This is a genomic window from Lysinibacillus sp. FSL K6-0057 (genome assembly GCF_038630885.1).
Lineage (GTDB): Bacteria > Bacillota > Bacilli > Bacillales_A > Planococcaceae > Lysinibacillus > Lysinibacillus fusiformis_F.
In genome coordinates this window covers 2,079,871-2,099,731 of the sequence record NZ_CP152047.1, presented here as the reverse complement: position 1 = coordinate 2,099,731, position 19,861 = coordinate 2,079,871, and the positions used below count along the sequence as shown (strand labels likewise).

At 35.1% G+C, this 19,861-nt stretch carries 20 protein-coding genes and 1 other annotated feature; of the genes, 3 read left to right on the top strand and 17 right to left on the bottom strand.

The features are described 5' to 3' along the window. Positions 1–4 precede the first annotated feature (4 nt). On the bottom strand, positions 5–502 hold the full coding sequence (locus MHB40_RS10015) for a hypothetical protein (protein ID WP_342534459.1): 498 nt from the start codon (positions 500–502) through the stop codon (positions 5–7). A gap of 167 nt (positions 503–669) precedes the next feature. After that, positions 670–1,170, bottom strand: coding sequence for a GNAT family N-acetyltransferase (locus MHB40_RS10010; RefSeq protein ID WP_342534458.1), 501 nt, complete (start codon positions 1,168–1,170; stop codon positions 670–672). Between the two features lie 343 nt (positions 1,171–1,513). On the opposite strand from MHB40_RS10010, the gene MHB40_RS10005 reads away from it, so the two are divergent. After that, positions 1,514–1,960, top strand: coding sequence for a helix-turn-helix transcriptional regulator (locus MHB40_RS10005; protein ID WP_342534457.1), 447 nt, complete (start codon positions 1,514–1,516; stop codon positions 1,958–1,960). 341 nt (positions 1,961–2,301) lie between these two features. Beyond that, the gene (locus MHB40_RS10000; protein WP_081937001.1) at positions 2,302–2,454 is read left to right on the top strand and encodes a YjcZ family sporulation protein; all 153 of its coding nucleotides are present in this window, start codon (positions 2,302–2,304) and stop codon (positions 2,452–2,454) included. Between the two features lie 496 nt (positions 2,455–2,950). Here MHB40_RS10000 and MHB40_RS09995 read toward each other — a convergent pair whose 3' ends face one another. The 15 genes from MHB40_RS09995 to MHB40_RS09925 form a co-directional block, all read right to left on the bottom strand. Continuing rightward, a complete protein-coding gene (locus MHB40_RS09995; protein WP_342534456.1) occupies positions 2,951–3,595 on the bottom strand; it encodes a DUF1295 domain-containing protein in 645 nt (214 codons plus the stop codon). Positions 3,596–3,617: 22 nt separating this feature from the next. After that, positions 3,618–4,415 carry a MerR family transcriptional regulator gene (locus MHB40_RS09990; protein ID WP_205442976.1) on the bottom strand — a complete coding sequence of 266 codons (798 nt, stop codon included), beginning with the start codon at positions 4,413–4,415 and terminating at the stop codon, positions 3,618–3,620. A 157-nt stretch (positions 4,416–4,572) separates the two neighbouring features. Next, complete coding sequence (locus MHB40_RS09985; RefSeq protein ID WP_342534455.1) at positions 4,573–5,259, bottom strand: DUF421 domain-containing protein; 687 nt, start codon at positions 5,257–5,259, stop codon at positions 4,573–4,575. Between the two features lie 751 nt (positions 5,260–6,010). Continuing rightward, positions 6,011–7,600 carry a helix-turn-helix domain-containing protein gene (locus MHB40_RS09980; RefSeq protein ID WP_342534454.1) on the bottom strand — a complete coding sequence of 530 codons (1,590 nt, stop codon included), beginning with the start codon at positions 7,598–7,600 and terminating at the stop codon, positions 6,011–6,013. A 575-nt stretch (positions 7,601–8,175) separates the two neighbouring features. Continuing rightward, entirely contained in the window at positions 8,176–9,174 is a 999-nt protein-coding gene (locus tag MHB40_RS09975) for an ABC transporter substrate-binding protein (RefSeq protein ID WP_342443352.1), read from the bottom strand. Positions 9,175–9,787: 613 nt separating this feature from the next. Continuing rightward, complete coding sequence (locus MHB40_RS09970) at positions 9,788–10,018, bottom strand: hypothetical protein (RefSeq protein WP_342443351.1); 231 nt, start codon at positions 10,016–10,018, stop codon at positions 9,788–9,790. A gap of 350 nt (positions 10,019–10,368) precedes the next feature. After that, the gene (locus MHB40_RS09965) at positions 10,369–10,842 is read right to left on the bottom strand and encodes a GNAT family N-acetyltransferase (RefSeq protein WP_342443350.1); all 474 of its coding nucleotides are present in this window, start codon (positions 10,840–10,842) and stop codon (positions 10,369–10,371) included. A 211-nt stretch (positions 10,843–11,053) separates the two neighbouring features. Further along, positions 11,054–12,013: a phosphotransferase gene (locus tag MHB40_RS09960; protein ID WP_342443349.1), complete on the bottom strand. Its 960-nt coding sequence runs from the start codon at positions 12,011–12,013 to the stop codon at positions 11,054–11,056. A gap of 322 nt (positions 12,014–12,335) precedes the next feature. Next, positions 12,336–12,833: a GNAT family N-acetyltransferase gene (locus tag MHB40_RS09955; protein ID WP_205442964.1), complete on the bottom strand. Its 498-nt coding sequence runs from the start codon at positions 12,831–12,833 to the stop codon at positions 12,336–12,338. 297 nt (positions 12,834–13,130) lie between these two features. Beyond that, positions 13,131–14,492, bottom strand: coding sequence for an amino acid permease (locus tag MHB40_RS09950; protein WP_342443348.1), 1,362 nt, complete (start codon positions 14,490–14,492; stop codon positions 13,131–13,133). A gap of 80 nt (positions 14,493–14,572) precedes the next feature. Next, positions 14,573–14,824 (bottom strand) — a binding site (T-box leader). A gap of 273 nt (positions 14,825–15,097) precedes the next feature. Further along, a complete protein-coding gene (locus tag MHB40_RS09945; RefSeq protein WP_342443347.1) occupies positions 15,098–15,409 on the bottom strand; it encodes a hypothetical protein in 312 nt (103 codons plus the stop codon). Positions 15,410–15,605: 196 nt separating this feature from the next. Next, complete coding sequence (locus MHB40_RS09940) at positions 15,606–16,193, bottom strand: hypothetical protein (RefSeq protein WP_342443346.1); 588 nt, start codon at positions 16,191–16,193, stop codon at positions 15,606–15,608. A gap of 239 nt (positions 16,194–16,432) precedes the next feature. Continuing rightward, positions 16,433–17,047 carry a hypothetical protein gene (locus tag MHB40_RS09935; protein WP_342443345.1) on the bottom strand — a complete coding sequence of 205 codons (615 nt, stop codon included), beginning with the start codon at positions 17,045–17,047 and terminating at the stop codon, positions 16,433–16,435. A gap of 137 nt (positions 17,048–17,184) precedes the next feature. Next, the gene (locus tag MHB40_RS09930; RefSeq protein WP_342534453.1) at positions 17,185–17,865 is read right to left on the bottom strand and encodes a CPBP family intramembrane glutamic endopeptidase; all 681 of its coding nucleotides are present in this window, start codon (positions 17,863–17,865) and stop codon (positions 17,185–17,187) included. 103 nt (positions 17,866–17,968) lie between these two features. Continuing rightward, the gene (locus MHB40_RS09925; RefSeq protein WP_342443343.1) at positions 17,969–18,262 is read right to left on the bottom strand and encodes a hypothetical protein; all 294 of its coding nucleotides are present in this window, start codon (positions 18,260–18,262) and stop codon (positions 17,969–17,971) included. A gap of 769 nt (positions 18,263–19,031) precedes the next feature. On the opposite strand from MHB40_RS09925, the gene MHB40_RS09920 reads away from it, so the two are divergent. Further along, entirely contained in the window at positions 19,032–19,523 is a 492-nt protein-coding gene (locus MHB40_RS09920) for a DinB family protein (protein WP_342534452.1), read from the top strand. The last annotated feature ends 338 nt before the right edge of the window (positions 19,524–19,861 follow it).

The window sequence follows — 19,861 nt, the reverse complement described above, 5'->3', positions numbered from 1 at the left end:
TTAGTTAGTTCAAGAAGGACTGTTCTTTTTTAGATTTGTTCAATAAATCTATTCTTTCTTTCATACTTTCGTTCTTACTAATATCCCACCATTCAACGACCACATAAATCTCATTTATATCTTCAAGTGTAACAAAGTCACCATTTTTATTGATGTATGGGCCTTCAATAGCACCAGTTGTATATTCTGCTATGTTCATCTCACCAGTAGCTGAATTAGTATGAACCACTGAATCATCATTATCTATAACCACATGCGCTTCAAAGTGGAAGGAATCTGTCATATACTCATTGACGTTTTTCATCTTTAAATTCCCAAATCCGGCTTTAAAGTCTTCTGGTGTTATAACCATTTCATAACCTGTTAGATTCCAGCTTTCACTTTCACCCATCAATAATAAATAATAATGATTACCACCTTTTTGAACATTGCAGCCAGATAGTACAATGAAAGACAACATCAAATACATCCAAGGCACTAAACCTTTTATATACTTCTTCATTATATCCCCCTTTGAAACATTCCTACTATAAAACTTTAACATAAATATCCAATTCTACAAAAAGAATGTTATTCAATAATCTGGCTCTTTAAAAGAAAAAGACACGTTTCTAAATAAACGCGTCCTTCTCTGGAATAATAGCTAACGAGTTACTAAATATTCATAAGCTATTTGTATGCAACTTGAACGATTTGTTGTTCACCATTCTTCTCAAAAAACTTATAATTTTCCATCCCGATTTTTTCCGCAACTTTTTGTGATGGAATATTTTTCAAGGTCGTATATGAAAATATTTCAGAATAGCCCAAAATATTAAACGAGTATTCCTTACAAGCAGATGCCGCTTCTGTGGCATACCCCTTATTCCAATACGCTTTAATAATGTGAAACCCGATTTCAGGCAACCTTACACCGTCGATATTCTGCATTGTTATGCCACAATCACCGATAAATGTATCCCCTTCTTTTAAAACAACCGCCCATAGTCCTTGATTATATTGCTTATAATTTTTCTCATTCCATTTGATCCAATTTTTAACCTCTTCTTGGTTAAAGGGATGCGGGTAATATTGCATAGACTCTGGGTCGGAAAGCACTTTCGATAATTCGTAATGATCCTCCATTTTTAACTCTCTAAGGTATAATCGTTCCGTCTCGATTATCTTCAAAATAACCACCCTTTGCTTTTAATTTATTTTGTCACAAAATGGCCCTTTACGCCCAATTGTGGAAGATTGTTATTCGGCTAACGCTAGATTTCCTTTCAATTATTACAGGAATCCTGCTTATAGCAATATAACAAAAGAATTATTATTATTTAATAAACCCCCATAAAAGACACTGACCGAAAGCCCTTAAATTCCTATTTTTTATAATTAACAGGTAAATGGAGGATTATAAACAATAATAAAGGCTATTTCCAAGGGGAAACTAATAGTTTACACCCTTGCAACGATGTGGTTCTTTCGTTTTTTAGTGCAATTAAATATACTGTGGATAGGAGTTGATCATATGTATTTTTCTTCAAAAATAAAAGAAGAACGTCAAAAGCATAATATGTCACAACAACAGCTTGGAGAAAAACTTACTATTAGTAGACAAGCTATTTCAAAATGGGAACGTGGAGAAAGTTACCCTAGTCTTGACATGTTAATTAAGTTAAGTGACCTATTTGATATTACGCTTGATGCATTAGTAAAGGAGGATCATTCTTTGAAAGAGAAACTCATCAAAGATAGCCAAAAATTAGTCTATCCACGCTGGAAATTGTTTTTTGATATTCTTCTAATCATTGGATTCTTAATCATACTAGCTAAGATATTCATTGTAATAGGTAATAAGTTATTTGATTTAAACATTGTGTTCTTACAGGATTCTCTGTTATTTCAGATTGGCCCGTTTTTTATGACGATCATTGGAGCAATTGGCAGCGAATCTCTAGCCAAAAAATACAAATAATCATTCTGGATTTAGATTTATACAGTTACATAGGAAAGTCCCTTCAAACTATCTGAAGGGACTTTTTTCAGTATATATCTTCTTCAAATTTGCTCCGGCAGTTTCTGAAATGCTTTACCTATTTTCATGATTAGTTATCACATTTATTAATAGTAAGGTAAAGCTAACCTGATCACACATACCCTCATTATATATCTAATGATCGCTCCTATCCCAAATGGCTTTTTTTATTGTCTCGTCTAACAAAAATATACTTTATTTAGCCCTATAATTGATAGGTTAACACCCCAATCCTTGTCTACAGCTAACATACTATGTATTGTAGAAAGGAGGGATATATTATGGGATACTGTGGAAATGTAGGTGGCATAGAAAATGGTGGGTATTATGGCGGCGGATCTAATAATGGCTCAACATTTGCCCTAATTGTTGTTCTATTTATTCTTTTGATTATTGTCGGCGCAACTTTCTTAAAAAGAGAAGAAGACTGTTAATAAAGCCAACGAGCTGTAGCGTGTGTACCGCTGCAGCTCTTATTTCTAGAACATCTATGTGAGTTGAACGCTTCTATCACAAAACTTTTGATACATAAAATAACACTTTGAACATCCTATTCCCAGATACTAGGCTCTCCTAATCTTTTCTTTCATCTTGATCACTTTCTAAATTAGAAGGTGGTCCTGTTAATTTACAATGGATGGCCATTTTTGAACATCACGTCCTAGTTGAAATGATTAAAAAGTAATAAGTAACATTACATTACATACATTAATATTGGTGCCTCGTACGCACTTTTTATAGGCTGTGGCGTTTATTGAAAGCCGCAGCTTTTTTATTTTTGTAAGACAGAACTAGCAAATCCAAACTTGAGATGCAACAAGCAAAACCCGTTAATGGTACATTTTAATAATTATTTTTTATAGAATAAAAATAGGCAATTGTCCCATGCTAAAGGGTGATTTTGCTCTGTTTGAAACGCATGCTTCGGATTTACCAGATAAACGGAATTAACTTTTTTGTTTTCAGTTTATATACTGTAAATTGTTCTCCATACTTGCTCTGTAGATAATCGTCGGATTTAGGAATATATCCAAATATAAATACTAAAATGAGACCAAGTGGTATAAGTAAACTATAAATATTGTTAGAGATGAGCGCTAAACCTAATACCCAGAGGCAATCCCCAAGATAATTAATATGAATCGCATATTTAAATAATCCTCCTGTATATAGCTTTCCTTGATTAGCAGGATTGTCTTTAAAAGGCTTTCTTAACAACTCTGAAACGGTGTTTAGCATACTTCCTCCTACAAATAATACCCAACCTAAAATAAGTACTACTCCATTTGGATCTTGATTACTAGTAATCATTAAGATTGGGAAGCCTAAATAATAGATCCCAAAAGCAATACTGTTCATGATAGCTTCTTGCCATGCTATTCCTCTAGTCAACCATATAAACATCATAGCCGTTAATCGTAAAGCTGTAATAATCAAAGCAATAAAAAGCCCTAGTGCAATGACTGAATTGTCATAAGTAATGAAAAGTAAATAATATGCAATGACTAGATAGATCATTTCAGCAACTACAATCAAGATTTTTTCTTTTATCGTTGGCCGGTTAATGCCATACATTGTAGTACACTCCTTCAACTATTTATTGGATAGGAAAATATACTTCTACAATATTATTTTCCTCCGATGTACGATATGGATTCGTTTGATAAACTTCAAACGGCGCCCCATTCAGATTATAGTGATTCTCTTTAATCCACATATGTAGCTTTGTATGAATAGACGGTAATTCATCATAAGAACCAGTAAGCGTCGCCATTGCGCAAAGACCAGGGTTAAACACTTTTGTTTCATTTGTGGCCTCTGCCAAAGGAATTGCTATTTCTACATCATATTTTTCTGGTACATATTCTGCGCTATGAAAAATGGCAAGTGGTTTCGCAATAGGTGCTAAATTTGCAAACAAAGCTCTACTCAATAATTCATTAAAGTGTAATAGAAAATCAGCGGTATTCATTTGTTTTCGTTGAGATAATAGATGAAAGGTCAAGTGATTCATAAGTTTAATCTCTATTTTATCTAAGTACCCCATGATATGTTCCGCTTTATTTAAGCATTGAATATCAAGCTCTAATTTTTTTAATAGCGAACAATAATCAGTTATATGTTTTGTTAATTTTTCTTGCTTGGTTTGCATTTTAGCGTTTAAAAAGTCCGTATCTTCCAAATTTGCTAAAATAACTTTTATTTCTTCAAGCGAAAATAAATAGTTTTTTAATCGCGTAATCAATAAAGCCGTTTTTAATTGGGAAAGATGATAGTAGCGATAGTTATTTTGACTGTCTATGGAAGCTGGCTTTAAAAGCTCAATTTCATCATAGTATCGAAGTGTCTTCAACGTAAGATGTGATATTTTCGAGAATTCACCAATTGAAAGCATAATCATCACCTCCTTTCATAATTTACTTTAAATATAATGTTTCCTGTAAGGGGAAGGTCAATAAATATAGCTAGTCTTCGATTAATTTTTTACTGGCTGCTGCCTGAGCTTCAAAAAAAATGACCAGGTACTCCATTGAGTGCCTGGTTACTTTTGTTTAGAATTTTTGTATAAATAAGCTTCCATCAGATTGAATCTCAGCATAAAACACTTCTTCTATCTCTTTTATATTGGCCCTGCTTAATTCATTTTTTAACCAATCTCTACTTTTACCAACTTCCAACAAATTTTTAGGTAATAATTTTCCATCCGTAATTATTTCAATCGGTAAATAAGTCGGTGGCGAAGGATATATGTTTAAGTCACTTTTTTGTGTCCCTTGATATTCTGGCTTTTTGAGAATACTAAGTCTACCATCCGGTTCTAGAATGGCGAAATCAATTTCTGTTATTGAAAAGATTTGATTTTGCCTGATCAACATCGTTAGGTCATCGATATTCACACCTGTTCTTTTTAATGCTTTTCTGTCTATCTCGCCATGTTTTATAATAATTGTAGGTTGACCATCAAGGAATACTCTAATTTTCCCTGACTTAAGACTTATATAACTGATTATTATAGTAAGTAAACACCAAATTACTAGGCTAAGTAGATCCTTTGTGTAATCTTTTGTACTAAGAACAACCATATTTGCAGCCATGGACCCTATTGTTATTCCTGTTACATAGTTAAAAAAAGTTAAATGACTTAATTGTTTTTTTCCTAAAAGACGTGTAAGAGCTAGAAGGACAAAAAAAGTTATAATTGTTTCACTAGCTATTTGTAAGTAGCTGATATCGTTCATTGTTTCACTCCTATCCATAATAGAATGGTCAACTATTTAAGAAAATACACAAATAGCCTGGGCTCAACATTAATGGAGTGCCTAGGCTTTAATAATTTTCTACTTGTGCTTGAAGAGCAATATTAACATAGCGTAGTACAACGTCATTTCCTGCTGTAGTTAAAAATCTTGATACGCCTTTGTAACACTGCGTCGTCTTTTGCCATGTCCATCCTATTTAGATAGGCGAATTGTTTTATAATGGAACTTTTACTCCTTTTAAAGTACAGAGAGAAAAAGTAAATAGATGTAAATTAAAAAAATCTAGCTGTCCAAGTTAAAAGAGGGCGTAAAAATGGGTAGTTATTTCATAATACTTATGGTCTTGTTTATCATTATTGCGAATCTGATTGCGTTTATAGCGTACAAAAAAAGAATAATCTTTATTTTTCTGCGTTCATACTATTACTACTAGCAGTCTTCTTTGGTGCTATTGGTTTATTCGCGATCCTTTTGTGTTGTTTTATAGCATGCAAATAGAGTACTTTTTATTGATCAATAGTGTTATAAAGAAGAAATTAATTTTCGTTCCTAAAACTAAAGCAGAGGTTTTAAATAAAAAGAAGCATTCCTTCCTCTGAAAGAAACACTCCTTTTGTAATCATAATATTTAATCAAAAGCTCGGCATTGTTAAATAAGTTTATCCTCATCTCCACCTTAGTATCCTCAAACCCTTAACAGTAATAGTTGAGACCCGCAAGCAAAATTAAATCAAGCTAACGATCGCAGTATATCATCGATTTTTTTGCTGTTGGAAATAATTCCATTATTCATCCATGTTAGAAAATCAACCTCGTAAACACGGTTGTTTCTAACAGCGGGCAGATCGCGCCACTCTGGCTTCTGGAGCAGTTCCCTCTCCTTCCCTTCTTCCTGGCTATGCCATTTATCGAAAGTAATGAACAGGTGATCTGCGGTTAGCATACGCAGGTCTTCTACAGTGAGAGTGAACATACCCGGCCTGTTCGCTTTTGAAGCTACACCTACTGCGGAGTGGGAGCGCAAACCAACATCGCCATAAAGAACTGTTGAAACAAAGGCTTGCCCTCCTTCCGTATATTGGATGATTTGGTCCGCCGAAATACGCAAAAAAGCAACACTCTGCCCTTTCATAAGATGACTCAGCGTTTGACTCGCACTCCTTGCTTTGAAATCATAATTTGCGATAGCTTCATCGGCCAACTCCGCCCGTCCGAAATAATCAGCGACGGTACGTAGCAGTGTACGCCAATTATTGGTCTGCTCACGCAGGATGCACGTGTTGGATATGCGTCGGCACTGAGCATATTGCTGTTGTTCGTAACGATCCACAAGCAATATCAAATCAGGTTTATAATAGGAAAGCTCTTCAAGATTGTCGCTGTTCTCCTCAAATGTCGGAATATCGTTTAAGCCTAGATAATCTTGTTTTCCCCATTTCTCATGCCGATATTGGGCGATAGGCTCCATTTCCAGCGCGACAATGAAATCCTCCAAATATGGCGCTACTACTCTAAGCTTTCCCTTACGACTGAGACGGTATTGTCCAGGCGATATGCCTACCGTCTGCTTGAAACGGCGGCTGAAATAATATTCATTGTTGAAACCTGCATTTAGCGCAATATCGAGCAACTTGTCATCAGCACTGGCCAGCCACTTCTTGGCTTGATTAATCCGTACTTCATTCAAGTACTGGAGCGGTACTTGACCAGTAGCTTTTTTGAACAAACGGGTATACTTCCAACGATCAATACCTGCGAGGGAGGCCAACTCTTCCACGGTCAGAAGCTCACGGTAATATTGATGAATGTGCCGTATACTGAGCTCTATCCCATGATACTCGGTATCCGTTCCCTTCTCTTCAATTGCTGGTGCATTTTGTTGGAATAGAAAGAGCAGCAACTCTTGGAATTTTACAAATCGTTGGAACAGCTCGAGCTCGTCGCTCGCTCTGCGGAGTTCATATAACTCATTAAGGAGTTCCATTGTCTTTGCGAAGGGTGAGCAGGCAAGCTCTTGCTTATCAGGCAGTAAACCCGAAGCTGCATCATAGCCTCTCGTTTCGAAGCGCACCTGGTAGTAACTGCAGTTCGAAATCTTTTGATCAATAGTGAAATATCTGCCAGGCCCCTGTAAATAACATTTTCCTTGTCCCGTGCCACTCATAATAAAGAGGAGTTCATAACTTTCCTTATCGTTACTATTGCTGCCCTCCGAATCATTCATTTCAGCTTGATCGCCCACAACGATGAAGCGGATGGATCGCAAAACATATTGGACTAATGGGGCTATCTCGGCTTGTTTGCACTGTTCAATATCCATTGTTACTAACAACCGCCCTTTAATTGATATTCATTCTCAATGAATATAGTGTAAATCAAAAAGAGCCGCCCATCAACCTTAAACTGTACTTTTTTAAATTCAGAAAAAAGAAGTTAATGTAGAAATGTCCAATAAATACTTTACTAAAAAAGTACAGGAATAATACAATTCAAATCTACAGGCTAGTGATTACATATATAAGAATGTAACCGTCATTTTATTGCGAAAACTGAAAATGGTAAATTACCTAGAGAAATTTTTAAAGCAGCAGGTTTAGATGTTGAATTAATTGGTTTAAAGCGTAGACAGAGGAAACGTTGGCGTACCGCTTTTCGTATAACTGGAGTTGAAAGTTTACAAGCTATGCGAAAACAAATGCAAGACGTTCGTCAGAAGGTGAATTAAGCTTAGCGGGAAAAATTGTCAATGGAAGTTGAAAAAGCTGCCGCAAAATACAGACGGCAGCTTCAAAAAAGTGTCTAGCCTTTATTAAGATTATCCTTTATAAAGGGGTCAGTTAAATTTCCAACTATGGCGATAAGTCATGCAAAGGAACGTAATCACCCTATTTCGTATTAAGGAGCCAGTAATCGAAGTAAATCGTCCAGCTTCAACTCGTTAGCCGTAATGGCTCCCGTCTGCCAATAGGATCTCTCAACTGGATATACATGGCCGTTCTTAAATGCAGGAACGGTCTGCCATAACCGATCTGCCTTCATCTCCTCTAGAGCTTTCGCGTTGCTCTCTTCCTCCCACGTCCCATTGGATGGAAGTAAAATTATATGGTCCGCGTCAAGTTCAGGAATGACCTCCTTCGACAAGACGATATTGCCCTCCGTCATTGCCTCGGCGAACCCCGGAGCCTTCAGTCCAAGATCCTCATACAAAATTTGTCCAACAAACGTGTTATGAATGCCGAAAATATTAATCGATTTGTCTACGACGTTCATTCGCAGAACAACAATCTTCTCATCGCCAATCGCCGCGTTCAGCTTCGTTTTCACATCCGCAATACGTGCATCGTAATCAGCAAGAACCTGCTTCGCCTTATCGCTTAGTCCAAGCAAATCGGCGATTAAGGTCAAAGTTTTGCGCGTATCCACAAGTACATCATCCGGCAATCGGAACGTCGGTGCAACCTTAGAATAGAGCTCGTATTGTTCAGCATCTACCTCTCCAGCGCCGATAATCAAGTCTGGCTCGGATACAAGCAAAGCTTCGATGTTCCCAGTCACGTCAAACAATGGCACATCCAGTTTCAAATAATCCTGTTTGCCCCACATCGGGTTATAGTATTGCACAATGGGCGTTACCCCAAGTGCAACCAAATAATCCTCCCGATAAAGAGCTGAGACTCGCTTCGGATTTTTCGGAATCTCTACCTCTCCGAAGCCATCTGTTACGACACGTGTTTCGGTTTGAGGCGTGCCTTCGCTTGAAACTGCCGTTGCGTTTGCAGGCTGATCGGTCGTCCCCACAGCTTGATTGCCTGTCGAGGCGCAACCTGACATCGTAATCATTCCTGCAGTTATAAGCGATATCCATCCTGTTTTCATAAGCATCAATCTTGCCATGATTAAATTCACTCCCATAATTTATGTATAGTAGCAAAACAATTCGATTATTTATAATGATAATCATTATCGTTTAGCCTGAGTAGATAGTACCCCAAATTGGTTTACATAATCAATACACATTCTCTACGACTGGCTTTATACAAACTCGTCACTTCCGTATAAAGGAAAAACAATAAAAACACGCATGAACCAAACGGACGTCATGACTTTTTGCGGTAGTTTGACCCTAAAAAACGGATGCGAACACCTTATAGTAATCACATGGTGATTAAAAAAATACGGTAGTATATGTTCTCTCATCCACTTTACATATTATTAATCTATAAAAGATGCCCCACTCCAAAGTCTATTTATAGACATTAAATATAGAATGGTAAAAGTTCCAAATTCCAACAATTTACTCATTTAATTAAATGGCCCTTGAATGCAAATAGACGCATTCCTTATTAGGGAAATGCGTCCTTAAGTGTGTTTCCAAACTTTCATTTGGAAACGTTAATTGAATTTATAATGTATATAGTATTTATTATTCAAGAATAGACAGTATAGTAATACTTCAGACTATTCATATAAAAGTACCTGTTTTTTTAAGCACAGTTGAAGCCAACAGTTATCCCAAGTAATGATGAAAACACCAAACAACAAGAAACATACTCGCTATCCCCCAAGCAGTGGTACTCCATATCCATAAAACTACAGATTTAGCTTTTGATGAATTTTCCTCTTCTTCCATATTTGCTTTTATAAAAGCGACCTTACTTTCCATACCTTTTTTCATAGAAGTGAGCACAACAAATCCAATTATTATGAAACCAATAGTTAGCCAAATTAATAGGTCCATCTTTACACTCCCTTTATAACATTGAATTTCACCGCAATTTATTATAGTAATTAGATGCTACAAAGATAACAATAACCCTTGTGTTAATTCAAGTGCGTTTTAGTATATAAAATACCCTATGAAAATAATACATAATCACGTATTAAAATACTGAAACTTAAAGTGCCAAAAGCTTTATTTGAAAAGCTTTTCCAAAAGAACCTTATTCAACAATAGGACCCGATTGCTGAATAAGGACTGTTACTTAAGTTAATAGAATTGTTATAATTTCCTAATATAAAAAAGCCGATTCTCAATTGAAGTCTACTTTTTCTTTCACTAAAGCTCCCTGTTAGTTGAACATGCTATCATTACTTTTTAGATAATGGCTTCAGCATATTAATTCCAGCAATTTCAAATCCAAGCTCTTCATACAGTTTACGTGCTCCTGTATTACTACCGAAAACATGAAGTTTAAAATAATAGATTTCTTTTTGGATTAAGAAATTCTCTATACAATTCATAGTTTCTGTTCCAAAGCCTTTACCTCTGAAATTTTCAAAAATATAGATTTCATAGAGAAAAGCACTTTTTTTCTCTTCCTCCATTTTCAACCAAACAAAGCCTATTACCTTATCTCCTCTTTGGATATTAAAAAGGTGATGATTAGGCGTTTTAATTCCATTAGGGAGTAAACCTTTTAATTGTTTAAGTGCTTTGGTAGAAGGGTCATCTCCCTGTTCATGTATATTTTCAGATAATACATCCGAATATCTTTCAATCTTATTTTGGAAGTAACTCTCAAATTCATCTTTAGACATTCTTCTTAATAAAATCTCATCCATTATTGTCTCCTCGATTTGTTTGACTTTTCTATAATGTAACGTAAATCATGAACTAAACTGCGCTACTCTAATAAAGCGATTCCTCAATAAAGAAAACTCATGTTAAGATAAAAACGCAAATGTAATATGTATTGCTTTACTCAACAATCTGACCCTTAAATGAAAAGGAGCACGTATCTTTTTAAGAATTGCGCCCGATCGTAATATAAGGTTAGTCAAAAAACAAACCGTTTGTGTCTAGGAAAGAATGATCTTTTTCGATTCTCATTCTAAAATGGTTCATTATCCTTATCTGTTCTTCCGTTAACCTTTCTTTATTCCAGTACATATGCATTAAGCTGTACTCAAAAACTTCTTTTAGTTTTATAAATAAGGGCAGCTTTTCTAACATTTCCTTCGGGAGATCGTTTTCCTCTTGGTATCCCTCGATGATTGCTTTTGTAATACCTCTGCCATATTCAATGATGTTCCCACTACCGACAAATGAATACTCCATCGCACTATATATGGGAACAGCTAGATCAAATATATAAAAATTCTTCTCACAATCTTGAAAATCAACCATTGACAGTTTTACATCACGATCTACCAATATATTCTCTAACCACAAGTCACCGTGTAACAATCCATAATTGGACTTGTTTTTTGGCATGCTTTTAATCTTTGTTAAAATTTCTTGTGCAACAGCTCTAATCGTAGTCTCTTCCTCAGGAATATATTTCAAGAAAGCATATTCCTCATTTTGATACCAATCCTTGATATATCTAGTCGGATGTATTTCTTCAAATTTTCTAGAGAGGCGATGTAATTTACCAATTTGCCTGCCTAACTCTTTTAAAACATTTGCCTGCCATTGGTTTCTTGGTAAGTGTTTACCTGCAGCAGATTCATAAAGAACCGTTAATACTTCCTTGTGATTCAAGGCTATCTTTTCTACCTCTTTACCATTGATTGAAACGATTGCAGGTGATACACCTAGCCCTTCTTTATGTAGGTAGTTTGTATAGGTAACCTCTTCTAATTGCTCATCATAACCTTTGTAGTTTGTCATTCTTGCAAAGTATTCACCTTGTTTTGCGGAACACCGAAACATTTCATTTGTTACTGCTTCCACCTTAATAAAATCCACTGGATATATGTTATTGAGCAATTCTAGTATTTTTTGTTCCATAACAGCGATCTCCCGTCTCAATAAGTTAATTAACGAGTTACAGATGATATGTAAACTATATCATAAATTATCCAATTTTTACGTTTTTATAGCCAAACAATTAAGGATACATCTTGTTAGACGTATGCTCACTATTAGAGACCTTCAACTTCAAGAAAAAAGACACTTTCCTTTTTACAGAAAGTGCCTGAATGCGGTATAAATATTATATTTTTACTAAGACAGCGTTAACAAAATCGGTTTTTACTTGTGGATATTTGTAGGCTGAGACGTTGATAGCTTACATTTCTTTCAGAGAAATCCTATTCTACTAAGGATTCTGTTATTTGCCTATCTTTTTAATTGCCAACATCGAATTGTCCTGAATGATTCCTGTATCTACGAAACCAAATGAAGCGTATAATGTTTTTGCTATGACATTACTTGTTCGATAAAAGAGGGTTATATATTCTGCTTCTCCATTTGGCATCGTTTCAATATCCATCAACATTTTTTCAAAAGAAAGTTTGCCGTATCCTTTCCCTTGGTAACGCTTATCGATCATAATATGCCAAATAAAATAGCTCTTTTTCCCGTAAAAGACTTCATTTTCAAATGATTCATGATCCAACGTATCATAAATATACATCAAAAATCCCACTGCAACTTCATCGACATAAATGGCCAAGGGAGTCGCTGGTATACCATCAGCGTTCAACGCATGAGCGTCTGCAAAGCTTCTAAGGTTCGTCGTTTCGATAAAGTCTTTCTGGTTTTCTCCAACTTCAAGTGCTATTACTTCCTCTATATTATCTCCAGTTATTTTTCGTAATTCAATCATTTTTTATCCCCTCTCCTAAGACAACCACTTCCACATATGTCCAAAAATACCCCAAATGAAATTCCCATAATTTACAAAAATTATACAGAAAATTTTCATCAATGTAAACTGAGTTCTAATCCTTGTGCCGCAAATTGAATGGAAATAGAATCCTTTAATGACATAACTAAACTTCATTTGGGAACAGTATTACCATTTGCTAATGTAGAAAAATTATTAATCTTGAGATAGGTGTAACCAATCGAATTAACCAAAAGGATTTTTTAACAGATAGCTGAAGAAGTATCGGTTAAATGACTACTTTTTAACTTTTATTACTTTGTATCCAATAAATAAGATGAAAAACCAAACGGGTGCGACATATAGGGCAACACGCATATCTGGAATAAACGCCATTAACACAATCACCATTAATAAGAATGCAATGGCCATATACGTAGAAAGTGGATAAAGCGGAATTTTGAATTTCAGTTGGGCTACTTCCTCTTTCGTTTTTGCCTTTCTAAATTTCAATTGGGCTAATAAAATAATCATCCAGCTTGTAATGACTGCAACCGTCGCAACAGCAGAAATATAGATGAACACTTTTTCAGGTACTATATAGTTTAAGACAACTGCCATTAATAACACCGCTGAAGAAAATAAAATCCCTCTACGCGGACTACCGTTTTTGCTTACTGTTTTAAAATATTTTGGACCATCTTTTTGAACCGATAAGTTGTGTAGCATACGTCCTGAACCGTATAAACCACTATTAAATGCAGACATTGCTGCTGTAATGACAACAAAGTTAATAATGTGAGCCGCAGCAGGGATGCCGACGTAATCGAAAATTTGAACGAACGGGCTACCTTCTGAACCAACTTCGTTCCAAGGATAAATCACCATCATAACGCCTAATGCACCAATGTAGAAGATTAAAATACGCCAAACGATGTTGTTAATAGCTGAAGGAATGGACTTGCTAGGATTTTTTGCTTCCCCTGCAGAAATACCAACTAATTCAACCCCACCGAATGAGAACATAACTAATACTAGTGACATTAAAATACCATGGAAACCATTTGGCATGAAGCCACCGTGTGCCCATAAATTATCGAAGCCCATTGCTTCACCGTGGTTGCCAATACCGAAGAAAATAATGCCTAATCCGAGAACGATCATACCGATAATCGCAACCACTTTAATCATCGCAAACCAGAATTCGAATTCCCCGTAAGCTTTTACATTTGCTAAGTTTACAAGCATCATCATGATAAGTACGACAAGGGCAGTTACCCATTGTGGAATATCGGGGAACCAGTAGTTAATGTATACACCGACAACTGTTAATTCTGCCATGCCCACGACAATCCACATGAACCAATACGTCCAACCAGATAAGAACCCAGCAAAACGTCCTAAATATTTATTCGCGTACGTACTGAACGAGCCTGACACAGGTTCCTCTACTGCCATTTCACCTAATGCACGCATAATGGTGAAAATAACTAATCCGCCAATTAAATAACCTAGTAAAATAGATGGCCCAGCCATTTGAATGGTTGAACTAGAGCCATAAAATAAACCGACCCCAATGGATCCGCCAAGTGCAATTAATTGCATGTGACGCGTACTTAATCCGCGCTTTAGCTGTGAATCTTGATGATTGTCTTTCATAATGTCTAACTCCTACTACGTTTAGATTTTCAAATAATTTGCTCAAAAAAGGAATAAAAAAAACGCCCTTTTGGATTAACCAAAAGGACGATTCAACTCGTGTTACCACCTTTAATTTATAAGCAATTCACATTACTTACCTTAAGAAGTACGGTCATTTGACGATACTCTCGCACATGATTACGGATGCTTACCGTTGTAGCCTACTTAGCATGATCTTTTCGGTACACAGCTCCAAGATGAATTCTCAATCGTTTTACATGCACCTCTCATCAACCGGTAACTTTCTGTTCGTAAAAATAATCGATACTATTTCTTTTCATAGCCTTTGTTCTATACAAATATTTTTGAATTGTTTCTCATTTTACAGAAAAAAATTATTTTGTCAATATAATTCCCAAAATTTCTTCCTTACCCGCTTACATTTCCTTTGATATTTTACTATAGCGTGGTTGGTTCTTTTAGCAATCTCACGATAAAGAGTAGATTTTCGCTAAATAAAGCGCCCGATTGTTAAATATTAAAAGACCCGAAAGTCGCCGTTCGCTTCTTACACCCTCTTAAAACCTAAAATATATTTCAATCAGGAACAGGAAACTACTATCCTACTTTTTGCTCTGTCGAGATACAATAAAAGTAAGTCCATTTAATAGCAATGTAAAGATGAGAAGGACGGCTGTGGCGATCACTACTGCACGTGTGGTGTCCATTAGTGCCGTCCAATCCTCAATTTTTACTAAATGATAATTATAGAAAATCTGAAAACTAATTGAAATAGCACAGGCACTGATGCTGCTAACGGAAAGGATGCCCCAATTATTATGTTCATGTTTTTTATTTCCCATGAGATAAATAATTGGCAGTATCCAAGCGATTAGTCCAAGTAAGAGACTGCCAATATTAAGCCAGCCAATCATATCGAATCCCTCTTTCTATTTTTTTATTGTTGCTTAACAATACTTAACGGTAAATTGTGGGAAAGGTTTCAATTATAAACACTAACTGTATTTAGCCTGTATACAATATGGCCCTTTAAAAGAAAAAGACGCGTTCGAAAATAAACGCGCCCGATTGAAGAAGATTATGATTCTATTAAAACTGCCATTATAAATTTTATATTTTAGCTTCACGTGTATATTTATAGATGGAGATATTTTTTAGAGAAAATTTCACTATTAATAATCCAAATACTCCACCTAGCATATTAAATAACAAGTAGATAGCATCTACAGGACCAAGGTTTTTTGTAGTTAGACTAAACGACCCCAATAGGAGACGTAAAAATTCAATACTTAAACAACACAATATCACTATAAAAACGGCTTTCTTTACATTTTTTAAATTGAAAAGAACGAATAAAAATATACCTAAAGGGAGTAATAATAAAAAATGATAAATTATAGCTGAATAGCTCCATAAAGAAATATTGAAGTGGATCGCATCAAAAATTCCAAACCAGTCATTAGCTGTAATAAAACGTCTACTATTGTCTGCTGGATTTTGAGGTATAAGTGTTAATCCCCCCACTTTAATTTGAATTAAGCATATTAAATAAAAGATAAAGCTGTATAGGATAACTCGTCTTTGATTACGCTTGCTTTCTTTTCTAAAGTAATCAAGCAATACATCGATAAAAATATATAACAACAAAACTAAAAATCCTAAAGGAACAATATTATATAGAACGTAATTTGTATGCAAGTAAACACCTCCAATTTTGTAATAAATCTTATTTTAACAGTGTTAGTCAAATAGCGTTCTTCTATTAAACTGATTTTATATGGCCCTATTTATGAAGAAAGACACTTCTCACATTTAAGAAAAGCGCTGCAAATGGAGTTGCCCTTTTAAATAAATATGAGGTTTTTAAAATAAGTTTGATTATTTTCCACTATGTTATTCAAGAGTAGCGCCTGATTGTTGAATAACTTAGGTAAAAATTATTTCTTTTCTTTGTCGGTCCATAAAACTTTGTATATAAATGCTAGTTCAGCTTCTTCAATACCTAAGGGCAGTTCCCCAGTTGTGCCACCTCCAGAACGCAGTTCGTTTTTAGTAGTGCCTAGCCATGCTGTTAAATAAATAGGTTTATTTTTTTCTAAAGTCATTTTTTCGTCGATTAGCAAACCGAAAGAAGATGTTGTCATGTTATTTGAATAAAACGTTGTAGCAAGCCCAGAAGGTATACCATTTAAAAGTTTTAAAGAATGATCTTCGTCTCTATTGTCAATTATTCCAAAAGAAATAAGGCTGTCATTATATTTTGTTTCGAGTTCATCCCAAGTCTTTAGTAACTCCTCTTTAAACTTACCGTTTTCAAACACTTCCACTGAAAATTGCAAATCATCATCTTCTTTCAAAGTGCCATTCAACTTAAAAAATTCAATTTGCTCTACACCTGTTTTACTAATTAATAAGGTTTCTTTTTCACTCATGTTGTAAGACTCAATGGTTAATTTCGAATTTGATGGAGATTTTTTTGTTTCTACTCCTGCACACCCTGTTAACAACAATGTGATAACTATAAACAAGCAATAGTTTTTTAAATAACGCATATTCGCTCCCCCAATTGATGAATGTTTCATTAAATTATTTCAAATCTTATCCATTTTTTTGCAATACGCATTACTCCAATAAATGGCCCTTTTCATGAAAAAGGACACTCTCCTATTCAAGGAAAGCGCCCGATTGTTTAATAGAGTATTGACGCAAATAGAACGTGAAGAAAGATATCTGCTGACATATGGGCAATCATTGCATATTCTAAGCCCTTTCTCCAGTATAAGTAACCAAACCACAAGCCTAAGAGCCCATTTAACACCAATGCCCGTATGACAATAATGGTAGATAGATCGCCGAATACTTGTATTGTCGCTGGCAAATGCCCTAATCCAAATAGTATTGCTACAAGAAAAATTGCAACATAGTAAAAACTATTAGGAATGTTATCCTTTTCTTTTTTTGTTATCCTGGCCAATAACCATACAATGAACGTCATGCCAAACAATCGCAGCATTAGTTCTTCTGTCATTCCTCCGTATAGTGAAGCAAGTAAACCTTGCCACCAATTTGGTGAGGGAAGTTGATCCATTGGAGCTCCTATCAGAGGGCTAAATACGAATAAATCAAGAAGAATGATCATAAGACTTCCAATGAATGCCCCAACAATACTATTGATTAACCACTTTTTTGAAATATGTACTCGTGTCTTAGGATAAACAATTCCATTTAATAGTGGAGCGTTTAACCCTGTACGATTTTGAAGTCTTAAACCAACCAATATCAATACAAACATATAAAAAACTTGAATAGTTGAATTGATAATAATGATTAATGAAATTGGACTATCTCCCGGTACAGATTGATTGCCCATTAAAGTTATCGAATATGGAATGATAGCGAATATTCCTATTATATTTAATATTGTAAATAACAGGACCAGTTTTATTCTCCAGTTTCCCACGTATACACTCCTTTCAATAGCCTATTTGATCTAATCCGATGACTATAATAATCAAAATCACATCAATCATAGCCAAGACCCCAGAGATTTTTCCGACTGTATCCCCAAACCATATAGTAAAAATAGACGCAAAAATGGCTATAACACCTATCATCATTAAGAGAATCCCAACTCTACTACCTAGTCTTTCTTTATTAACCGGTTGCCACGTTTCCCTAAAACCTGCAAGAAATGCAAATGCCTGTTTTGTCCGAACAATATTGCCGGCCCAAATTACAAATACACCGAAAACTAGGCCAATTCCCATTACTTTTGTCCTCCCTTTTTATGAGCAGTTATTTTTACAAATTTAACCTATGTATTCAACCAAATGACCCGTTTATGAAAGTGGCTTTTTATAGTACATTACGTCACTTTTGTTTTAATCATTTGGTCAATTATAACATATAAAACAATATTTAGTTTATGAGCATCCAAGAAGAGGTTTCTTAAACATACTTGTTATAAATAATCATCCATTAATTTCTCACTAAGATCTTTGTTGTTTGCTTGCAACTGCAGCTCTTCAACTAAACTGCTTAGTTCAAGTAAGTTATTAATAATTAAATTGAAAAAAACCAAACATGTTCGGTAATATAAAGATCAAAAATAGCCCTGTAAACGAGTAGGTTATAAATCTTTTTCTATCTATACCCACTCTTAATTCCCAGAGTCCCAGACATACTAAATACAAACCTAACAACATACTAATCATTGGTAATAGTACTATATAAATATTCATTTCATTTTCTCCTTTTTTTTATTATGTATCACTTTGAACTGCCATAGTCCCTCAACTTTAATACGTCTGAAATGAACAGAAGTTCCAAAATTAAATAAATTATCCATCTAAATTCACAAAAATTTAAACTAAAGTGCTCCGTTATTTTAAGTACTTTTCTTTACTAACGCCAATTTAGTATTTTTTTCAATCACATGACCCTGTATATTTTCACTCCTATATACTATTTTCGGAAAATTTGATAAATTAAGAGGAAGGAATGTGTTGTGCGTTACAAAAAAAGGAGGTTATCCAAATGAGTAAAAAAGAACTTTTGCAAAATGGAGTCAATCAAGTTTTTTACGAAGAGGAATGGTACCCACCGTTATCAGAAGCATTAAAGAATCTCACTGCTGCACAAGCATGTTGGCAACCAGAAGGAAATGCGGCGAATACGATTTGGGAAAATGTAAACCATTTACTAATCTTTAAAGAGCGCTTAGTTTCTCGCTTACATAAAGATGAGACATTTGTTGCTCCACAAAAAAATGATGAAACATTTATCCAAGGTGGCGCTCATGATGAAGATGCTTGGCAAGAAACCGTGACGCGAACGCTTCACGTACATGATGCCTTACAATCTTCATTAGCATCCCTTCAAGAAGAGGCATTAGATCAACCTAGTCCTGCTCTTCCAGTTTGGCAACAATATCTAAATATCCTGTTGCACGATGCATATCATACAGGGCAAATTGTCCAACTTCGTAAACTACAAGGTTCATGGCCAGCTAAGCGCTCATACTTATAAACGAAGATTAAAACGACTTGCATATTGCACACAATAAAGCGATTTAAAAGCAGATGCCCCCTAGAGTTAAAATATCAACTGTAGGGGGCTCGTTTCATTATCTCTCGTAAGCCATGTGTCCACCTTTTGCGAGCTTGCACTAATTAAAGCCTGTTACATTTTTCTGAATACCCTGTGATCATTTACTTTAAACAGCTTCAGATTTATTTTTCTCCTCACCCAATGATTGAGTCATTTACCTTTTCCTTACATAAGAAAAAACACCCTATATAAGCGAGCAAACTAGTCCAATGTTGAAATGGATCGTTTGAACACTTACATTGAGTGTTTTAAAAACC